This is a genomic window from Stenotrophomonas sp. ZAC14D1_NAIMI4_1, from assembly GCF_003086775.1.
GTDB lineage: Bacteria > Pseudomonadota > Gammaproteobacteria > Xanthomonadales > Xanthomonadaceae > Stenotrophomonas.
The window spans coordinates 2,138,922-2,155,665 of the sequence record NZ_CP026001.1; the positions used below are offsets into that span (position 1 = coordinate 2,138,922).

Genomic DNA, 16,744 nt, shown 5'->3' on the forward strand with positions numbered 1-16,744 from the left:
ACGACGGAGGCGAACATGGTGGATCGCAGGCAGTTCCTGCAGGCCGGAGCACTGGCCGCAGGCATGGCGGCAATGCCGGGCGTGCAGGCACGTACGCAGGGCGGAGCGAAGGTCGTTTCAACCTGGGATTTCGGCGTTCCCGCCAACCAGGCGGCGTGGAAGGTGCTGGGCAGCGGAGGCAGCGCACTGGATGCGGTGGAAGCCGGCGCACGCTGGGCCGAGAGTGAGCTGTGCAACCCCACCGTCGGCCACTGCGGCAATCCTGATCGCGACGGCGTGCTGAGCCTGGACGCCAGCATCATGGACGGCGACGGCCGCTGCGGTGCGGTTGCCGCGCTGGTGGACATCCTGCACCCGGTGTCGGTGGCCCGCAAAGTGATGGAGAACAGCCCGCACGTGCTGCTGGTGGGCGAGGGCGCGCAGCAGTTCGCGGTGCAGCAGGGTTTCGAGCGCCAGCACCTGCTCACCCCGCAGGCCGAGGCGGCCTGGCGCGAGTGGCTGAAGACCGAGAAGTACCAGCCGCAGATCAACGCCGAGCGCCGCGGCATCCCCGGCAACAGCGACAACCACGACACCATCGGCATGCTGGCGCTGGACGCCAGGGGCAACCTTGCCGGCGCCTGCACCACCAGCGGCATGGCCTGGAAGCTGCACGGCCGGGTCGGCGACAGCCCGATCATCGGTGCCGGCCTGTACGTGGACAACGAGGTGGGCGGGGCCACGGCCTCGGGCGTGGGTGAAGAGATGATCCGCAATGCCGCCTCGTTCCTGGTGGTCGAGCTGATGCGCCAGGGGCGCACGCCTGCGCAGGCCTGCCGCGAGGCCATCGACCGGGTGGTGCGCAAGCGCCCTGAGGCAAGCAGAACGCTGCAGGTCTGCTTCCTGGCAATGAACAAGCAGGGCGAGGTGGGCGCGTACGCGCTGCATCGCGGCTTTGTCTACGCGGTGTGCGATGCGCAGCGCCAGGATGACCTGCGCGATTCGCCGTCGATCTACACGAGCACCCAGGCGTGAGCGTGCGCCTGGGGTTGGAGATCGCCAGCAACTCGGTGGCCTCGGCGCTTGCCGCGCAGGCCGGTGGTGCAGACCGCATCGAACTGTTCGACAACCTCGCCGAGGGCGGCACCACGCCGTCGTTTGGCAGCATTGCCATTGCCCGCGAGCGGCTGACCATTCCGCTGTTCGTGCTGGTGCGCCCGCGGGCCGGTGATTTCCATTACGACGCACTGGAAACCGAGCTGATGCTGCGTGACATCGCCCAGTGCCGGGCGCTCGGCTGTGATGGCGTGGTGGTTGGCGCACTGGATGCGCAGGGCGATATCGACCTGCCGTTGTGCCGTGAGCTGGTGCAGGCCGCCGGGCCGCTGCAGGTCACCTTCCACCGCGCGTTCGATGCCACCCGTGATCTGTCCGCGGCGCTGGAGCAGGTGGTCGGCCTGGGTTGCCAGCGGGTGCTGACGTCGGGCGGGCAGGTCAGCGCCGAGGCGGGCAGCAAGGTGCTGGCCTCGCTGGTGGCCCAGGCCGCGGGCCGCATCAGCGTGATGGCGGGCGCGGGCCTGGTCCCGTCCAACGTGGCTACCGTGGCCCGGCAGACCGGCTGCACCGAACTGCACGCCTCGGCCAAGGGCCTGCGTCGCTCGGACATGCAGTTCCAGAACCCGGTGCTGCGCGGGCTTGACCCGGATTGGAGCCAGACCAGCACCGCGACGGTGGCGGCGTTGCGCAAGGCGCTGGACGCCGCGCGGTAACCCGCTTTTCATGTAGCGTCGAGCCATGCTCGACGGCTGTTCGACGACCGGTCGCGCGTGGCTCGACGCTGCAAAAAAGCAGTCGAGCATGGCTCGACTCTACAAGGAGCGAAGCGCAGCCGAGCATGGGCTCGGCTCTACGCGGGATGCGCGCGGTCGAGCACAACAAAAACGGCAGCCACCTGTAAAAGCGTGGCTGCCGTGGAGGACCGCTGTGCAGAACCTTAGAACTTGTAGGTGGCGCCGAAGTAGATCTGGCGGCCCGAGTACAGGTTGGAGATCAGGCGGGACTGGGTGTCGCTGCCCAGGTAGATGCGCTGCTCGGACTTGGTGGCGTTGAGCACCGAGGCGGTGAAGGTCAGCGCTTCGGTGAAGTTGTACGCCACGTTCAGATCCAGCTGGTCGTACGGTTCGGTGTACTGGGTCATGCCGTTGACCAGGCCGCCGACCACTTCACCACGACGGTTGTACGAGGCACGGGCCAGGAACCGGTCGGTTTCGTAGAACACCGTCAGGTTGGCCTGGTTCTTGGCGCTGCCCACCAGCGGCGATGCGCCGAGGTTCTCGCCATTGAGCTCGATCGAGGCCAGGTTGGTGTCGTTGTAGGTGTAGTTGGCCTGCACGCCCAGGCCGAAATCGAAGGTGTACTGGCCGTACACTTCCACGCCCTGCGACACCGCGTCACGGCCGTTGGCCTGGGTGCTGTAGTTCTGCACCGTCACCATCTCGCCGCCGACTTCCATCTGCACGTCACGCACGATCGGCACGGTGAAGTTGCTGATGTCCTTGCGGAACAGGCCGACGCCGGCGACCGCGCCCGGCATGAAGTACCACTCCACGCCGAGGTCGTACTGGGTGGCCTTGAAGGCTTCGAGGTTCTTGTTGCTGCCGCTGCCTGCCCAGCCCTCGGTCGGTGCGCCGCCCGCAACGCGGCGGTCATTGACGTACTCCGGGCTGTAGTAGCTCAGGCTGCCCGGTGCGGCGATGCTGGTGTAGCTCGGGCGAGCCACGACCTTCGACGCTGCGCCACGCAGGACCAGGTTGTCGGTGATGTCCCAGGCGATGTTGAAGCTGGGCAGCACGTCGGTATAGGTGCGGTCCGAGCCGATCAGCTCGAAGCTCTTCTCGCGGGCCAGGTTGTCGGGCAGGCGCACGAAACCACTTTCGCAGCCGTAGGTGGGGTAGGCCGCTGCCGCCGGATCATCGCAGGACATCGGTGCGCCGGAGGCGTTGTCCAGGAAGTAGTCGTTGAAGCGTTCGATGGAATCGCTGGACTGGGCGAACTGCTCGGTGCGCACCACGCGCACGCCGACGTTGCCGCGCAGGCGTTCGGTACGGAAGTTGGCCTGGAAGTAGCCCGAGTAGATCTTCTCGTTGACGTTGTAGACGAAGTCGTCCTCGACGCGGTTGTACGACTGGCCGTAGGTATTGTTCAGGTGGTCGATGTAGGCCGGGAAGTTGATGCCCGGGAACACGTTCGCGTTGAAGCCACCGGCGATGCCGCTGATCGGGTTGGACAGGAAGAAGCCCGGCTGGGCGATGCCGGCCGTGTTGTCACAGCCCGCCTGGTAGCGGCTGTCGTAGTCGGTCGGGTCGGCGCCCTGGCACACCCAGTAGGTGTTGCCGGTGTTGCGGTGGACCTTGCCGTCACGGTACTTGGCGCCGAACTGGATCGAGTCCAGCCAGCCGCTTTCGAACATCTTGGTGACGTCGGCCTGGAAGTGGTTCTGCTTGACTTCGGTCTGCATCCACGACGAATCGGTCGAGCCGGTGTCGACCTCGGCGATGCCATTCATCAGCACCTCCTGCAGGTTCGGCGAGACGGTCAGCGTCGGCGTGCCGGTCAGGTCCCATGCGGTGTACTGGTTGCCGGACTCCCACACGCCGTTGACGCGGCGGCGCGGCTTGGCCGACATGCGGAAGTTCATCGACGGGCCACCCTCGGACCAGGTGCGGCCACCGCTGAAGGAGGCCTTCCACAGCGGGCTGATGTCCCAGTCGATGGTCAGGTCGGCCGTCTGCGACAGCGCCTTTTCGCGGCTGTAGCCACCGGTCAGCTGCGGGGTCGGGATGGTGCAGTCGTCCGGTCCCCAGCCACCCGGGGCCAGGCCGGCGGCGGCGGCTTCGTCTTCGCTGCAGTAGTAGGCCTTGCCCGGCAGCTTCTCGAACTGCGCACCGGTGACCACCGTGCCGCTGGGATCGAAGGTCAGGCCGTTGAGCAGGCGCCCGCCGGCCCAGTTGCCGTCACCGTTGTAGCGCGCCATGTTCCATTCGGGAACCTTCAGCATGTTCTGCGAATAGTCGCCGTCCAGCTGGAAGCGGAAGTAGTTGGCGGTCAGGGTCAGGTTGTCGATCGGCTTGAACTGGAACGTCAGCTGGCCGCCCTTGCGCTCGCGCTTCTCTTCCTTCACGGCGAAGTTCACCGAGGTGGGCATGAAGAAGTCGCTGTAGTTGTGGCCGAACTGGTCGTTGAAGCCGGAGTTGCCCCACCAGTAGTTGATGCCGCCCTGGGTGAGGGCGTTGCCGTTGACATCACGCGCGTCGACGTCGGTGCCGTACCACTGGTAGTTCTCGGTGCTCACTTCCATGGTGCGGCTGGTGCGCTTCTGCTGGGTCACGCCGACCAGCACGCCGAAGCGCTCGTCCTTGCTGTGCCAGGAGTACAGCGCCGACGCCTGCGGGTCGACGTCCTGGTGGGTATCGGACGAGACGCCTTCCAGGGTGACGTAGCCGGAGTTGGATTCCATTTCCAGCGGGCGGCGCGTGTGCAGGATGACCGTGCCGCCGATGCCGCCTTCGTCGATGCGTGCTTCCGGCGACTTGAACAGCTCTGCGCTGGACAGCATGTTCGACGGCAGCAGGGTGTAGTTGAACGAACGGCTGGCCTCGTCATTGGTTTCGGAGGTGGCGATGTAGTTGCCGTTCAACTGGGTCAGGGTGAGATCCGGATCGAGACCACGCACGCTGACGCTCTTGCCTTCGCCGCCGTCGCGGGTGATGACCACGCCCGGCACGCGCTGCAGCGAATCGGCGACGTTCTTGTCAGGGAACTTGCCAACGTCTTCGGCGGTGATCACTTCAACCACGGCATTGGCGTCGCGCTTCTGCTGCAGGCTCTTCTCGATGGCGTAGCGGTAGCCGGTGACCTGGACGCTGTCCAGGGTGGTGGCATCACTGCTGCCGGTGGTCGGCTGTGCGGTGGCCTGCTGGGCAGCGGCGCCGAGGGGCGCGACGGCTGCGGCCAGTGCCAGCGCGACGGCGAGCGACAACGTGTCGCGGCCGTGCGTACGAGTTGAATGCTTGATTGCCATCTCTCCCTCTCTCCTGGATTGATCCGGTGACTGACGCGGAACTTGAATCGATCTAATGTGTGATGCCGATTTTGCTTGAGCCGCGCGGTTGCCTGGTGCGGCGCGCTGGTGCTCGGGTACGTACTTGTTCCGGTCCCCAACGCCGGGCCATCCCCTGAATCCGCTTGGATCGATCTAAGCGATGGCGGGGCGATTTTTAGCATGGCTGGAGGGGTTGCGCATGCTGCTGCGCAATATTGCAGTGACGTGTCTGCAGAATGATGATTCGCTGAAATGCGCTGGAATCGTTTACATGCGCAAAAGGGGCGGGTGGTTCGGCAGGGCTTGCAGCCCTGCACCTGCTTCAAGCCGAAGCCGAAGCCGAAGCAAGATCAAAGGCGGCTCTGGCTTGCTGTGAGTTGGGCGGGGCGGTGTGGGCTGGCAGGACACGCCGTAAACCCATCCCTGGGGGCTCGTAGGCGCCATCCATGGCGCCTGCGGTCCTGCCAGCCCACACCGCCCCGCCCCCGACAGGTTCACGCGGCTGTTGGTGGGTGCCGACCGTTGGTCGGCACATCCATCAGATATCCAAATGAATCTGGGGTCGGAGGCCGTGCCGACCAACGGTCGGCACCCACCAGTGCAGGAGGCTGTTCCGCCAGATCGCGGAGAACTGTCGAAGGCGGGGTGGGTCCGGTTGAGGGGGCGTGAGCGGCATGGATGCCGCGACCGAGCCTACATGGACGTATTTACGGCGCCCCCCTCAACCGGACCCACCCCGCCATCCCTCGGAATGCAGGCTTTTGAAGTTGACGTTGCGCTGGCTTGAAGCAGGTGCAGGGCTGCAAGCCCTGCAAGAAGCCTCCCCTTTTTTGCTGCGGCGCAGAATGCATGGATGGGCGCTCCCTGCTTTACTTCAATCGATCTAAATCCGCCGGGGTGCGGATTTGTACCGATGGAAACGAGGAGTTCGGCCCACCGTGGCCGGCGCCCCGCTGCCGCCCTGCCGCCAAGGAGTCCTGTCCGTGACCAGGTTGTCCCGCCGTCTGTCTGCCCGCCGCTCGCCGGCCTTGTCCCATCGCCCGCTGGCGCGCATCGCCTGCCTGCTGGCATTGGCCGTCACGCCCTGGCTGCAGGCTGCACCGGCCGCGCTGGAGCGCGAGGTCAATACGTTCATCGGCAGCAAGGATGACGGAAACACCTTCCCCGGCGCCTCGGCCCCGTTCGGCCTGATCCAGGTCAGCCCGATCGGCAGCCATTACTCTGGCTGGCGCTACGACGACGAGAAGATCCGCGGCTTCGGCCATTCGTTCCTGTCCGGCGCCGGCTGCTGGGAGCAGGGCGGCCAGGTCTCGATCCTGCCGGTGACCGGCAGCATCGGTCCGGGCGGCGATTTCGATACCGGCAACCCCAAGCAGTTCGACCACAAGGCCTACGCATCCAGCTACACGCATGATGGCGAGGTCGGCCAGGCCGGCTACTACAAGGTGCGGCTGACCAGCTACGGCGGCATCGACGCCGAAGCCACCGCACGTACCCGCGCCGCAGCCGAGCGCTACACCTTCAGCCAGCGCAGTGGCGATGGCCACGTCATGATCAACGTCGGCCAGGCCAACGAGCGCCATTCGGTCATCGGCAGCGTGGTCGATGTGGTCGGCGACCGCGTGGTGGAAGGCAAGCTGGTCACCAAGAGCTTCTGCGGTGGCCACCAGTACACCACCTGGTTCCGCGTCGAATTCGACCGTCCGTTCAAGGCGCATGGCACCTGGGGCGAAACCGGTGGCCTGCCCAACGCGCGGCACAGCATGGAAGGCGAGCAGAAGCCGAATGGCGCCTGGCTCACTTTCGACCTGGCCAAGGGCCAGTCGGTCACTGCGGTAAGTGCGATCTCGCACGTCGATGCCGAAGGCGCACGTACCAACCTGCGCGCCGAGGGCATGCAGGGTGGGGCGCTGATCGGTTTCGACAGGATGCGTTCGCTGTCCCAGCAGGCCTGGCGCGAGCAGCTGGCGCGGGTGCGCGTGCAGGGCGGCAACGGCGATGACCGCACCGTCTTCTACAGCGCGATGTACCACGCGCTGCTGCAGCCGCTGACCGGCAGCGATGCCGATGGCCGCTACCGTGGCTACGACGACGGCATCCACCGCGCCGATGGCTGGACCTACTACGAGTACTTCTCGCTGTGGGATACCTACCGTGCGCAGAACCAGTGGCTGGCGCTGACCCGCCCGGACGTGGCCCGTGACATTGGCCGCACCCTGCTGGCCATCGACGAGCAGGGCGGCTGGCTGCCGCGCTGGGGCTACGCCAACTTCGAAACCAACATCATGACCGGCGACCCGGTCACGCCCTTCATGGTCGATCTGTGGCGCTTCGGTGCGCTCAAGGGCCGGGAGTCGCAGGCCTGGGATGCGCTGCGCCGCAATGCCTTCGGTACGCCGCCGCTGAACTCGCGCATGGCCGGCCGTTCGGGCAACCCGACCTACCTGGACAAGGGCTACGTGGTCTATGACCGCGCGTTCCCGTCCAAGGGCATGGATGTCGATCCGCACCACGGCGGTTCGGCAACGCTGGAGTACGCCGTGGCCGATTGCGCGCTGTCGCAGATGGCCGATGGCCTGGGCCATGCCCAGGATGCGGTGACGCTGCGCGAGCGCGGCCGCAACTGGCGCAAGGTGTGGGATCCGCAGGTGCGTGATGCCGAGACCGGCTTCACCGGCTTCCCGCGCCCGCGCACCGAAGATGGCCAGTGGTACACCCCGGCCGACGGCCACTACAGCCCGCGCTCGCACCACGGGTTCCATGAAGGCACCGCGTGGCAGTACCAGTGGCTGGCGCAGCAGGACGTGCCGGGCCTGGTGGAAGCGATGGACGGCCGCGAACAGGCCGGCCGCCGCCTGGATGCGTTCTTCGCGATGGATGCGCTGCAGGCCGACCCGCTCAATGCCGCCCGCAAGGAGTGGGTGGTCGGGCCGTACAGCTACTACAACCAGTTCCGCTACAACCCCAACAACGAGCCGGACCTGCACTCGCCGTGGCTGTACACGCTGATCGGCCAGCCGTGGAAGACCGCCGCCGTGGTGCGTGCCGCGCAGCAGCTGTTCACCAATGCGCCCAACGGCGTGACCGGCAACGATGACCTGGGCACGATGTCGGCCTGGTACCTGTTCAGCGCCATCGGCGTGTACCCGGCGGTGCCGGGCAGTGGCGAGTTCCTGCTGCACACCCCGCGCTTTGCCAAGGTGGAAGTGGACATGGGCAACGGCCGCACCCTGCGCATCGACGCACCGGGCGCCGACGGCCGCCGCCTGCAGTACGTGCAGGGCGTGCAGGTCGATGGCCAGGCCCATGCGCCGGTGTGGCTGGACTGGAATCGCCTGCAGCAGGGCCCGCGCGTGCGTTTCGCCCTCGACGGCCAGGCGCCGACGCAGGGCTGGGGCACCGCGGTGGCCGATCTGCCGGTCTCCTGGTGCGCTGCACCAGGCAGCCAGCTGCGATGATCGGCGCTGTGCCGTTCGAGGCAACCCAGCGAACGGCACGGCACGACAGCGTCACGATCCATTAGGCTTGAGGCTCCAGCGGAGTCCGGGAAGACGATGAACGACAACGGCGGCAGTTCCAGCAAGCGTTCCGGCAAGGCGGTGACGGTGACCGACATCGCCCGTGCCATCGGCGTTTCGCGCGCGACCGTGTCGCTGGTGCTGCGTGGCAGCCCGCTGGTCAACGTCGATACCCGGGCCAAGGTCGAGGCCGAACTGCGCCGCCAGCGTTATGTCTACAACCGTGCCGCGGCCAATCTGCGCCGGCGCACTTCGTCGAGCATCGCGCTGGTCATCAACGATCTGTCCAACCCGTTCTTCGCCGAATTCGCCTCCGGGGTGGACGAGGCGCTGGGCGGGCGCGGCTACGTCACCCTGCTGGGCAGTACCGGCGAATCGCCCGAGCGCCAGCAGGCCGTACTGTCCACGCTGATGGAGCACACCCCGGCCGGGTTGATCCTGTCGCCGGCCGAGGGCAGCGATGCCACCCTGGTACGCCAGGCGCTGGGCGCCAACGCCAACGTGCTGCTGTTCAACCGCGAACTGGACGGTGCCGACTGGGACTTCCTGACCCTGGACAACCAGCACGGCGCTTACCTGGCCACCCGCCACCTGATTGAGCGCGGCCATCGCCAGATCGCGTTCTTCGGCGGCCACGCCGATTCCAGCTCGTGCCACCAGCGTCGGGCCGGTTTCCAGCAGGCCCTCGCCGAGGCCGGGCTGACGCTGCCGCCAGGCTGGATGATCGAATCGGCGCCGAACCGCCTGGAAGCCGCTGCGCGCACCGACGAACTGTTCGTCGATGGCCACCGGCCGAGTGCAGCGGTCTGCTACAACGACACCGTCGCGCTGGGGCTGATGCTGGGCCTGAACTCGCGCGGCATCCGCCCCGGTGGCGATTTCGCGGTCACCGGGTTTGATGATATTTCCGAAGCCTCCGTGGCGGTGCCGCCGCTGACCACCCTCACCGCCGACCCGCGCGAGCGCGGCCGGCAGGCGGCCGCACTGCTGCTGCAGCGCCTGGACGATCCGGATGCACCGCCACGGCGCACCGTCGCCCCGGTGCAGCTGCGCATCCGCGAAAGCAGCGCCGCCCGACCCAACTGATTCCCTTCAACGCACACTCCTTCCACGCAACAACGACCTTCCGCGCATCGAGGCGCGAACCGCATGCCGATCTCCGCAACGCCCCGCCCATCGGGTTCCCCCGGCAACGCACCGGCCGTCACCAACGGCAAGGCACTGGCCGTGGTCACCACCATCTTCTTCATGTGGGGCTTTCTTACCTGCCTCAATGACATCCTGATCCCGCACCTGAAGGCGGTGTTCGAGCTGAACTACGCCAAGGCGATGCTGGTGCAGTTCACCTTCTTCGGCACCTACTTCCTGATGTCGCTGCCGGCAGGCCGCCTGGTGGCGGCGCTGGGTTACAAGAAGGGCATCGTGGCCGGCCTGGTGATCGCCGGCATCGGCGCGCTGGGCTTCTGGCCGGCGGCAGAGCTGCGCGAATATGGCGCCTTCCTGGGTGCGTTGTTCGTGCTGGCCACCGGCATCACCGTGCTGCAGGTCGCCGCCAACCCCTATGTGGCGCTGCTGGGTCCGGAACAGACCAGCTCCAGCCGCCTGACCCTGGCCCAGGCGCTGAATTCGCTGGGCACGGCCATCGCGCCGATCTTCGGCGGCATGCTGATTCTGTCCAACACGGTCAAGAGCGCCGATGAACTGAAAGCGCTGCCGGTTGCCGAACAGCTGGCCTACCGCACCGCCGAAGCACAGGCCGTGCAGGGCCCGTACGTAGGCCTGGCGGTGGCGCTGGTGTTGCTGGCGCTGTTCGTGTTCCTGTTCCGCCTGCCGGCGCTGAGCGATGCGACCGAACAGGCCGACCAGGGCCATCACCACAGCTACTTCGATGCACTGCGCAAGCGCCACCTGCTGCTGGGCGTGCTGGGCATCTTCTTCTACGTCGGTGCGGAAGTGTCGATCGGCAGCTTCCTGGTCAACTACCTGTCGATGCCGAGCATCGGCGGTTTCAGCGAACAGCAGGCGACCCATTACGTGTCGGCCTACTGGACGATGGCGATGATCGGCCGCTTTGCCGGCTCGGCCCTGCTGGCGCGCTTCTCGCCCAGCCGCCTGCTGGCCATCTTCGCGCTGGTCAACGTGGGCCTGCTGGCAACGACGATGATGACCTCCGGCAGCGTCGCGCTGTACTCGGTGGTGGCGATCGGCCTGTTCAATTCGATCATGTTCCCGACCATCTTCGCGCTCAGCATCGAGCGCCTGGGCCCGCTGACCAACAAGGGCTCCAGCCTGCTGATCATGGCCATCGTCGGCGGTGCCGTGGTGCCGTACCTGCAGGGCGTTCTGGCTGACCACATCGGGGTCCAGGCCAGCTTCATCCTGCCGCTGCTGTGCTACGGCTACATCATTTTCTACGGTCTGGTCGGCGCTCGTACGCCGGCCTCCGCAACGCAGGGAGGCTGAGTCCAGAATGGGTGCCATTGTCTGCTTCGGCGAAATTTTGATCGATCTACTAGCGCAGCCGCCGGCTTCGGCCGACACCCCGCGCGCGTTCCTGCAGTACGCCGGCGGTGCGCCGGCCAACGTGGCCGTGGCCGCTGCGCGGCTGGGTGCGAAGACCCAGTTCGTGGGCATGCTCGGCCGCGACATGTTCGGTGACTTCCTGGCCGAGAGCCTGGTCGAGCACGGCGTCGGTACCGACTACATCGTGCGTACCGATGCGGCCAAGACCGCACTGGCCTTCGTCGCGCTGGATGCCGCAGGTGAGCGCAGCTTCAGCTTCTACCGCCCGCCGGCGGCCGACCTGCTGTTCCGTGACAGCGATTTCCAGGCCGCCTGCCTGGACAACGCGCAGTGCTTCCACGTCTGTTCCAACAGCCTGACCGAAGCGGCCATTGCCGAGGCGACCTTCGCCGGCATGGACCGCGCCCGCGCCGCCGGCGCGGTGGTCAGCCTGGACCTCAACCTGCGCCCGGCGCTGTGGCCGGCCGATGTCGATCCGACGCCGTGGCTGTGGCAGGCACTGGAGCGCGCCGACCTGGTCAAGCTCTCGCGCGAGGAACTGGACTTCCTGGCCGCGCCGCACGGTGCCGAGGGCGACCAGATCGTCCTGCAGCGCCTGCTGGCTGCGCAGGCACGCTGGGTCATCGTCACCGATGGCGCCGCCACGCTGCACTGGTACACCCGTGAGCAGCAGGGCCAGGTCACCAGCTTCAACGTGGCCACGGTCGATACCACCGCCGCCGGCGATGCGTTCGTCGGTGGCGTGCTGGTCGGCCTGCTGGAGCGGGGCGGGGCCGGTGCGGGCTTCGCCGCGTTCTGCCAGGACCCGCAGGCCATCGCTGCCACGCTGCGCTTCGGCGCTGCGGTCGGCGCACTGGCTGTTACCCGCAAGGGCGCGTTCGCCGCGATGCCCTCGCTCGATGAAGTGCAGCAGCTGCTGCAGGCACAGGACCTTCCCGCATGAGCACCTCGCCCGATTTCCGTTCGCCCGCGTTCCTGCGCGCGCACATCGCCGACACCCTGGCGTTCTACCACCCGCGCTGCATCGATCCGAACGGCGGTTTCTTCCACTACTTCCGTGATGACGGCAGCATCTACGATGCCAGCCACCGCCACCTGGTGAGCAGCACGCGTTTCGTCTTCAACTATGCGATGGCCTACCGCGAATTCGGCAATGCCGAGTACCGCGAGGCGGTCGAGCACGGCGTGCGCTACCTGCGCGAGGTGCACCGCAACCCGGCCACCGGCGGCTATGCCTGGACCCTGCGCGATGGCAAGGTCGAGGACGACATGAACCACTGCTACGGCGTGGCCTTCGTGCTACTGGCCTACAGCTGTGCGCTGAAGGCCGGCGTCGAGCAGGCCCGCGCGTGGATGGACGAAACCTGGCAGCTGCTGGAAGCACGCTTCTGGGAGCCGCAGCACGGCCTGTACAAGGACGAAGCCGATGGCCAGTGGAACTTCACCGGCTACCGCGGGCAGAACGCCAACATGCACATGTGCGAGGCGATGCTGGCCGCGTTCGAGGCCAGTGGCGAGCAGCGCTATGTCGAGCGCGCGCTGCAGCTGGCCGACAACATGACCCGCCGCCAGGCCGCCAAGGCCGGCGGGCTGGTCTGGGAACACTATGACGTGAACTGGGAGATCGACTGGGATTACAACCTGGACAATCCCAAGCACCTGTTCCGCCCGTGGGGTTTCCAGCCTGGCCACCAGACCGAGTGGGCCAAGCTGCTGCTGATCCTTGACCGCCACGTGCAGGCCGACTGGCTGGTGCCGACCGCGCAGCATCTGTTCGACGTGGCCGTCGAGCGCAGCTGGGACGAGGCACGCGGTGGCCTGTACTACGGCTTCGCGCCGGAGTCGCGCCGCCAGCCGGGCATGGACGGCGCGCCGATCGGCGGCGACAGCTTCGTCTGCGACGACGACAAGTACTTCTGGGTGCAGGCCGAAACGCTGGCCACCGCGGCGCTGATGGCCAAGCGCACCGGCGATGACCGCTACTGGCAGTGGTACGAGCGCATCTGGGCGTATTCGTGGGAGCACTTCGTCGACCACCAGTACGGCGCCTGGTTCCGCATCCTCGATGCCGACAACCGCAAGTACAGCGACGAGAAGAGCCCGGCCGGCAAGGTGGATTACCACACCATGGGCGCGTGCTACGAAGTGTTGAACGTCGTTCGTTGAGGCACGTTTCGCCGAACGCATGACGCATGGAAATGGGTAGCGCCGGGCCACGCCCGGCGGAACACCAGGAGCATCACGTGCATCGTCTTTCCCTCGTTGTCCGTCTGCTCCTGCTGCTTGTCGTGGCGGTTGCATTTCCTGCCGCCGCCGCGCCGCTGCAGGCGCAGTGGGAATTCCGCCTGCTGCCCGGCGATGCCCAGGGTGCCGCCCACCCCGGGCTTCAGCAGTGGCGTGCGGCCACGGTGCCTGGCAGCGTGCACACCGATCTGCTCGACCATGACCTGATCCGCGATCCCTACGTGGGCGCGGCCGAGGCGGAGCTGCAATGGATCGGCCTGGCAAGCTGGGAGTACCGCGCACGCTTCGACGTGGATGCGGCGACCCTGGCCAAGCCGAATGCCGAACTGCGCTTCGACGGGCTGGACACCTACGCCGAGGTCACCCTCAACGGCAAGCCGCTGCTGCGCGCTGACAATGCACATCGCACCTGGCACGCGCGCGTGGAAGGACGCCTGCAGGCCACGGGCAATGAACTGCTGATCGTGTTCCGCTCGCCCATCCGCACGCTGGTGCCTGGCGTACAGGCGATGCCGCACAGGATCGCCGGCAACTATCCCTCGCCCTATGGTGATGAGCCGAAGGATGCGATGGTCGGCAACTTCGCGCGCAAGCCGGCCTATCACTTCGGCTGGGACTGGGGCCCGCGCTATGTCACCGCCGGTGTCTGGCGTGGCGTGGACCTGCAGGCCTGGGATATGCACCGGCTGACTGACCTGGCCGTGCGCACCGAGGCACTGGACAGCCGCCAGGCGAAGCTGGCGGTGCTGCTGCAGGTGGAGCAGGGCAATGCCGCCGGTTCAGCCGTGGTGGATGTGGACGTGCGCGACCCCGAGGGCCGCAGCGTGGCCCAGGTGCAGCGCACGGTGCTGCTGAAGCCGGGCACGAACACTGTCGAGATTCCCGTTGAACTGGCGGATCCCCGCCGCTGGTGGCCGGTTGGCCACGGCGCGCAGGACCGCTACAGCGTGCAGGCACGCCTGGAGGGCGGGCGTTCCGCTGAGCTGGCGCGCGAACAGCGCATCGGCCTGCGCACCGTCGAGCTGCGCCGCGAGGAAGATGGCAAGGGTGGGCAGGGCTTCGCCTTCGTCATCAACGGGGTGGAGATCTTCGCCAAGGGCGCCAACGTCATTCCGTTCGATGCGTTCCCCGCCCGTGTTGATCCTGCGCGGCTGCGCCAGGTGCTGACCGCCGCGCGCGACGCCAACATGAACATGCTGCGCAACTGGGGCGGTGGCTACTACGAGGACGACGCGTTCTTCGACATCGCCGACGAGTTGGGCCTGCTGGTCTGGCAGGACTTCATGTTCGGCGGCGGCATGCAGCCCGGCTACGATCCCGCGTTCCGCGCCAGCGTGGTGGCCGAGGCGCGCGACAACGTTCGCCGCCTGCGGCACCACCCCAGCATCGTGCTGTGGTGTGGCAACAACGAGGAAGAAACCGCCTGGAAGGACTGGGGCCACGGCCGTGACCTGAAGGCGGCCGACCCGGCATTCGCAGCGAAGGTGTGGCAGGGCTATGTGGACCTGTTCGGCCATGATCTGCGCCAGGTCGTGGGTGAGGAGGGCCTGGGCGTGCCGTACTGGTCCAGCTCGCCCAGCAACGACCTGGACGAGAAGGCCAACGATTCCACCCGCGGCGACAAGCACTACTGGCAGGTCTGGGGCAATCCGGCGCTGCCGGTGCAGGCGTACCTGCACGAGACCCCGCGCTTCATGTCCGAGTACGGCCTGCAGGCCTGGCCGGCGGTGGCGACGGTGGACCAGATCGCGAGCCGTGACGAGCAGGGTATCGACAGTCCGGTGATCCGTGCCCACCAGAAGTTCATGGCAGGCGAGGGCAACAGCCGGCTGCTGCACTACATCGCGCTGGGCTATGGTACGCCGAAGGACTTCGAGGATTTCGTCTACCTCAGCCAGGTGATGCAGGCCGATGGCATTGCCCTGGCGGCGCTGCACCACCGCGCATCGCGGCCGTACACGATGGGTTCGCTGTACTGGCAGCTCAACGACGTGTGGCCGGGTGCATCATGGTCCAGCGTGGACTATTACGGTCGCTGGAAGGCGCTGCACTTCGCTGCACGGCGCTTCTTCGCGCCGGTGACCGTGGCAGCGCTGCGTGATGAAGGCAGCACGCGGGTGCGCCTGGTCAACGATGGTGCGGCGGTGCAGGCGAGCTGGCGGCTGCGGGTGATGGACGTGGATGGCAAGGTACTGCGCCGCCGCGAAGTGCCGGTGAGCGTGGCCGCGGCGGGCGTTACCCCCGTGGGTGACTTCGCCGATGCCGAACTGCTGGCAGGCGCAGACCCCAAGCGCACCGTGGCGGTGTTCGAGCTGCTGCAGGAGGGCAAGGTGAGTGCACGCCAGGTGGTCGGCTTCGTGGAGGCCAAGGACCAGGTACTGCCGCGGCAGGCTTTGAAGGCGGTGCTGGCCATCGACGGCGACCACTACCGGTTGCGCCTGCAAAGCGCGGCCTACGTGCGCGCGGCGTGGATCGACTTCGGCGCGCTGGACGTGCAGGTGGAAGACAACCTGCTGGACCTGTTGCCGGGCGAGACCCGTGACATCGCCGTACGCGGCCCGGTGGACCTGGCGACGCTGCGCGAAGCGCTGAGGATCAAGACCCTCAACGATCGTTGAGCGTGGTCGGGTGGGTGCGGACCGTGGGTGGTGGGTGCGGACCGTTGGTCCGCACGCCTTACGGGTTACAGCTGGATCTGCTGGAAATTCTCGACGCGGTCGTGGCCGTTGGCGGCCTGGCCGGTGCGCGGCATCGGGTAGTCATCCAGGCGGTCGATCAGGCGCGTCTGCAGGCCAGCCTCGCGGGCGGCATCCAGTTCTTCCACCACGTCCGACAGGAACAGGATCTCACCGGCCGGCACGCCGATCGCCTGCACGATGTTGCGATAGCTGTCCGCCTCGCGCTTGCCGCCGATCTCGGTATCGAACCAGCCCGACACCAGCGGGCTCAGGTCGCCTGCATCGCTGAAGCCGAAGAACAGCTTCTGCGCCGGCACCGAGCCGGAGGAGTACACGTACAGCGGCAGGCCCGAGGCATGCCAGCCCTTCAGCACCGGCGCTACTTCCGGGTAGAAGTGCGCGGTGTAATCGCCGCGGCGGTAACCGGCATCCCAGATCAGGCCCTGCAGGGCCTTGAGCGCAGTGTGCTTGCGGTCCTGGTCGATCCAGCCCTGCAGCGTCTCGGCCACCAGGCTGTCCTGGCAGGCGCCACCGATCTCGGTGGCCACCGCATCCAGCCAGCGGCGCACCTCCGGCTGCTGGCCGTGTTCGGCCACGAAGGCCGGCAGGGCCTGGCGGGCATAGGGGAACAGCACGTTCTTGACGAACGAGATGCTGCTGGTGGTGCCTTCGATGTCGGTCAGGATGACGCGGGGCTGCAT

The 16,744-nt window shown here is 67.1% G+C and carries 10 protein-coding genes; 8 read left to right on the plus strand and 2 right to left on the minus strand.

What is annotated here, in order from left to right; all coding sequences use genetic code 11:
• The first annotated feature begins 15 nt into the window (after positions 1 to 15).
• Both C1927_RS10015 and C1927_RS10020 read left to right on the plus strand, forming a co-directional pair.
• Positions 16 to 1,014, plus strand: a complete 999-nt coding sequence (locus tag C1927_RS10015) for a N(4)-(beta-N-acetylglucosaminyl)-L-asparaginase (protein WP_108746587.1) — start codon at positions 16 to 18, stop codon at positions 1,012 to 1,014.
• Positions 1,011 to 1,748 (plus strand): copper homeostasis protein CutC, encoded by a 738-nt coding sequence (locus C1927_RS10020; RefSeq protein WP_108746588.1) that lies wholly within the window; start codon positions 1,011 to 1,013, stop codon positions 1,746 to 1,748. Before C1927_RS10015 ends, C1927_RS10020 begins: the two co-directional genes overlap by 4 nt.
• Before the next feature lie 224 nt (positions 1,749 to 1,972).
• On the opposite strand, the gene C1927_RS10025 is transcribed toward C1927_RS10020, so the two are convergent.
• Positions 1,973 to 5,059, minus strand: coding sequence for a TonB-dependent receptor (locus C1927_RS10025; RefSeq protein ID WP_079221714.1), 3,087 nt, complete (start codon positions 5,057 to 5,059; stop codon positions 1,973 to 1,975).
• Between the two features lie 1,025 nt (positions 5,060 to 6,084).
• Here C1927_RS10025 and C1927_RS10030 point away from each other — a divergent pair.
• The 6 genes from C1927_RS10030 (at position 6,085) to C1927_RS10055 (ending at position 15,983) form a co-directional block, all read left to right on the plus strand.
• The gene (locus tag C1927_RS10030; protein ID WP_108747821.1) at positions 6,085 to 8,538 is read left to right on the plus strand and encodes a GH92 family glycosyl hydrolase; all 2,454 of its coding nucleotides are present in this window, start codon (positions 6,085 to 6,087) and stop codon (positions 8,536 to 8,538) included.
• A gap of 96 nt (positions 8,539 to 8,634) precedes the next feature.
• Positions 8,635 to 9,684 (plus strand): LacI family DNA-binding transcriptional regulator, encoded by a 1,050-nt coding sequence (locus tag C1927_RS10035; RefSeq protein WP_079221715.1) that lies wholly within the window; start codon positions 8,635 to 8,637, stop codon positions 9,682 to 9,684.
• A 63-nt stretch (positions 9,685 to 9,747) separates the two neighbouring features.
• Positions 9,748 to 11,061 (plus strand): L-fucose:H+ symporter permease, encoded by a 1,314-nt coding sequence (gene fucP / locus C1927_RS10040; RefSeq protein ID WP_079221716.1) that lies wholly within the window; start codon positions 9,748 to 9,750, stop codon positions 11,059 to 11,061.
• Positions 11,062 to 11,068: 7 nt separating this feature from the next.
• Complete coding sequence (locus C1927_RS10045; RefSeq protein WP_079221717.1) at positions 11,069 to 12,064, plus strand: carbohydrate kinase; 996 nt, start codon at positions 11,069 to 11,071, stop codon at positions 12,062 to 12,064.
• A complete protein-coding gene (locus C1927_RS10050) occupies positions 12,061 to 13,287 on the plus strand; it encodes an AGE family epimerase/isomerase (RefSeq protein ID WP_108746589.1) in 1,227 nt (408 codons plus the stop codon). The genes C1927_RS10045 and C1927_RS10050 overlap by 4 nt, the downstream gene beginning before the upstream one ends.
• 77 nt (positions 13,288 to 13,364) lie before the next feature.
• On the plus strand, positions 13,365 to 15,983 hold the full coding sequence (locus C1927_RS10055; RefSeq protein ID WP_108746590.1) for a glycoside hydrolase family 2 protein: 2,619 nt from the start codon (positions 13,365 to 13,367) through the stop codon (positions 15,981 to 15,983).
• A 65-nt stretch (positions 15,984 to 16,048) separates the two neighbouring features.
• Here the strand turns inward: C1927_RS10055 and mtnC are convergent, their stop codons facing one another.
• Positions 16,049 to 16,744 (minus strand): acireductone synthase, encoded by a 696-nt coding sequence (gene mtnC / locus C1927_RS10060; protein ID WP_079221720.1) that lies wholly within the window; start codon positions 16,742 to 16,744, stop codon positions 16,049 to 16,051.

Coding starts and splice junctions, on each gene's coding strand:
- C1927_RS10025 (WP_079221714.1), bottom strand. CDS start 5,059: ATGGCAATCAAGCATTCAACTCGTACGCACGGCCGCGACACGTTGTCG.
- fucP (WP_079221716.1), top strand. CDS start 9,748: ATGCCGATCTCCGCAACGCCCCGCCCATCGGGTTCCCCCGGCAACGCA.
- C1927_RS10015 (WP_108746587.1), top strand. CDS start 16: ATGGTGGATCGCAGGCAGTTCCTGCAGGCCGGAGCACTGGCCGCAGGC.
- C1927_RS10045 (WP_079221717.1), top strand. CDS start 11,069: ATGGGTGCCATTGTCTGCTTCGGCGAAATTTTGATCGATCTACTAGCG.
- C1927_RS10050 (WP_108746589.1), top strand. CDS start 12,061: ATGAGCACCTCGCCCGATTTCCGTTCGCCCGCGTTCCTGCGCGCGCAC.
- mtnC (WP_079221720.1), bottom strand. CDS start 16,744: ATGCAGCCCCGCGTCATCCTGACCGACATCGAAGGCACCACCAGCAGC.
- C1927_RS10035 (WP_079221715.1), top strand. CDS start 8,635: ATGAACGACAACGGCGGCAGTTCCAGCAAGCGTTCCGGCAAGGCGGTG.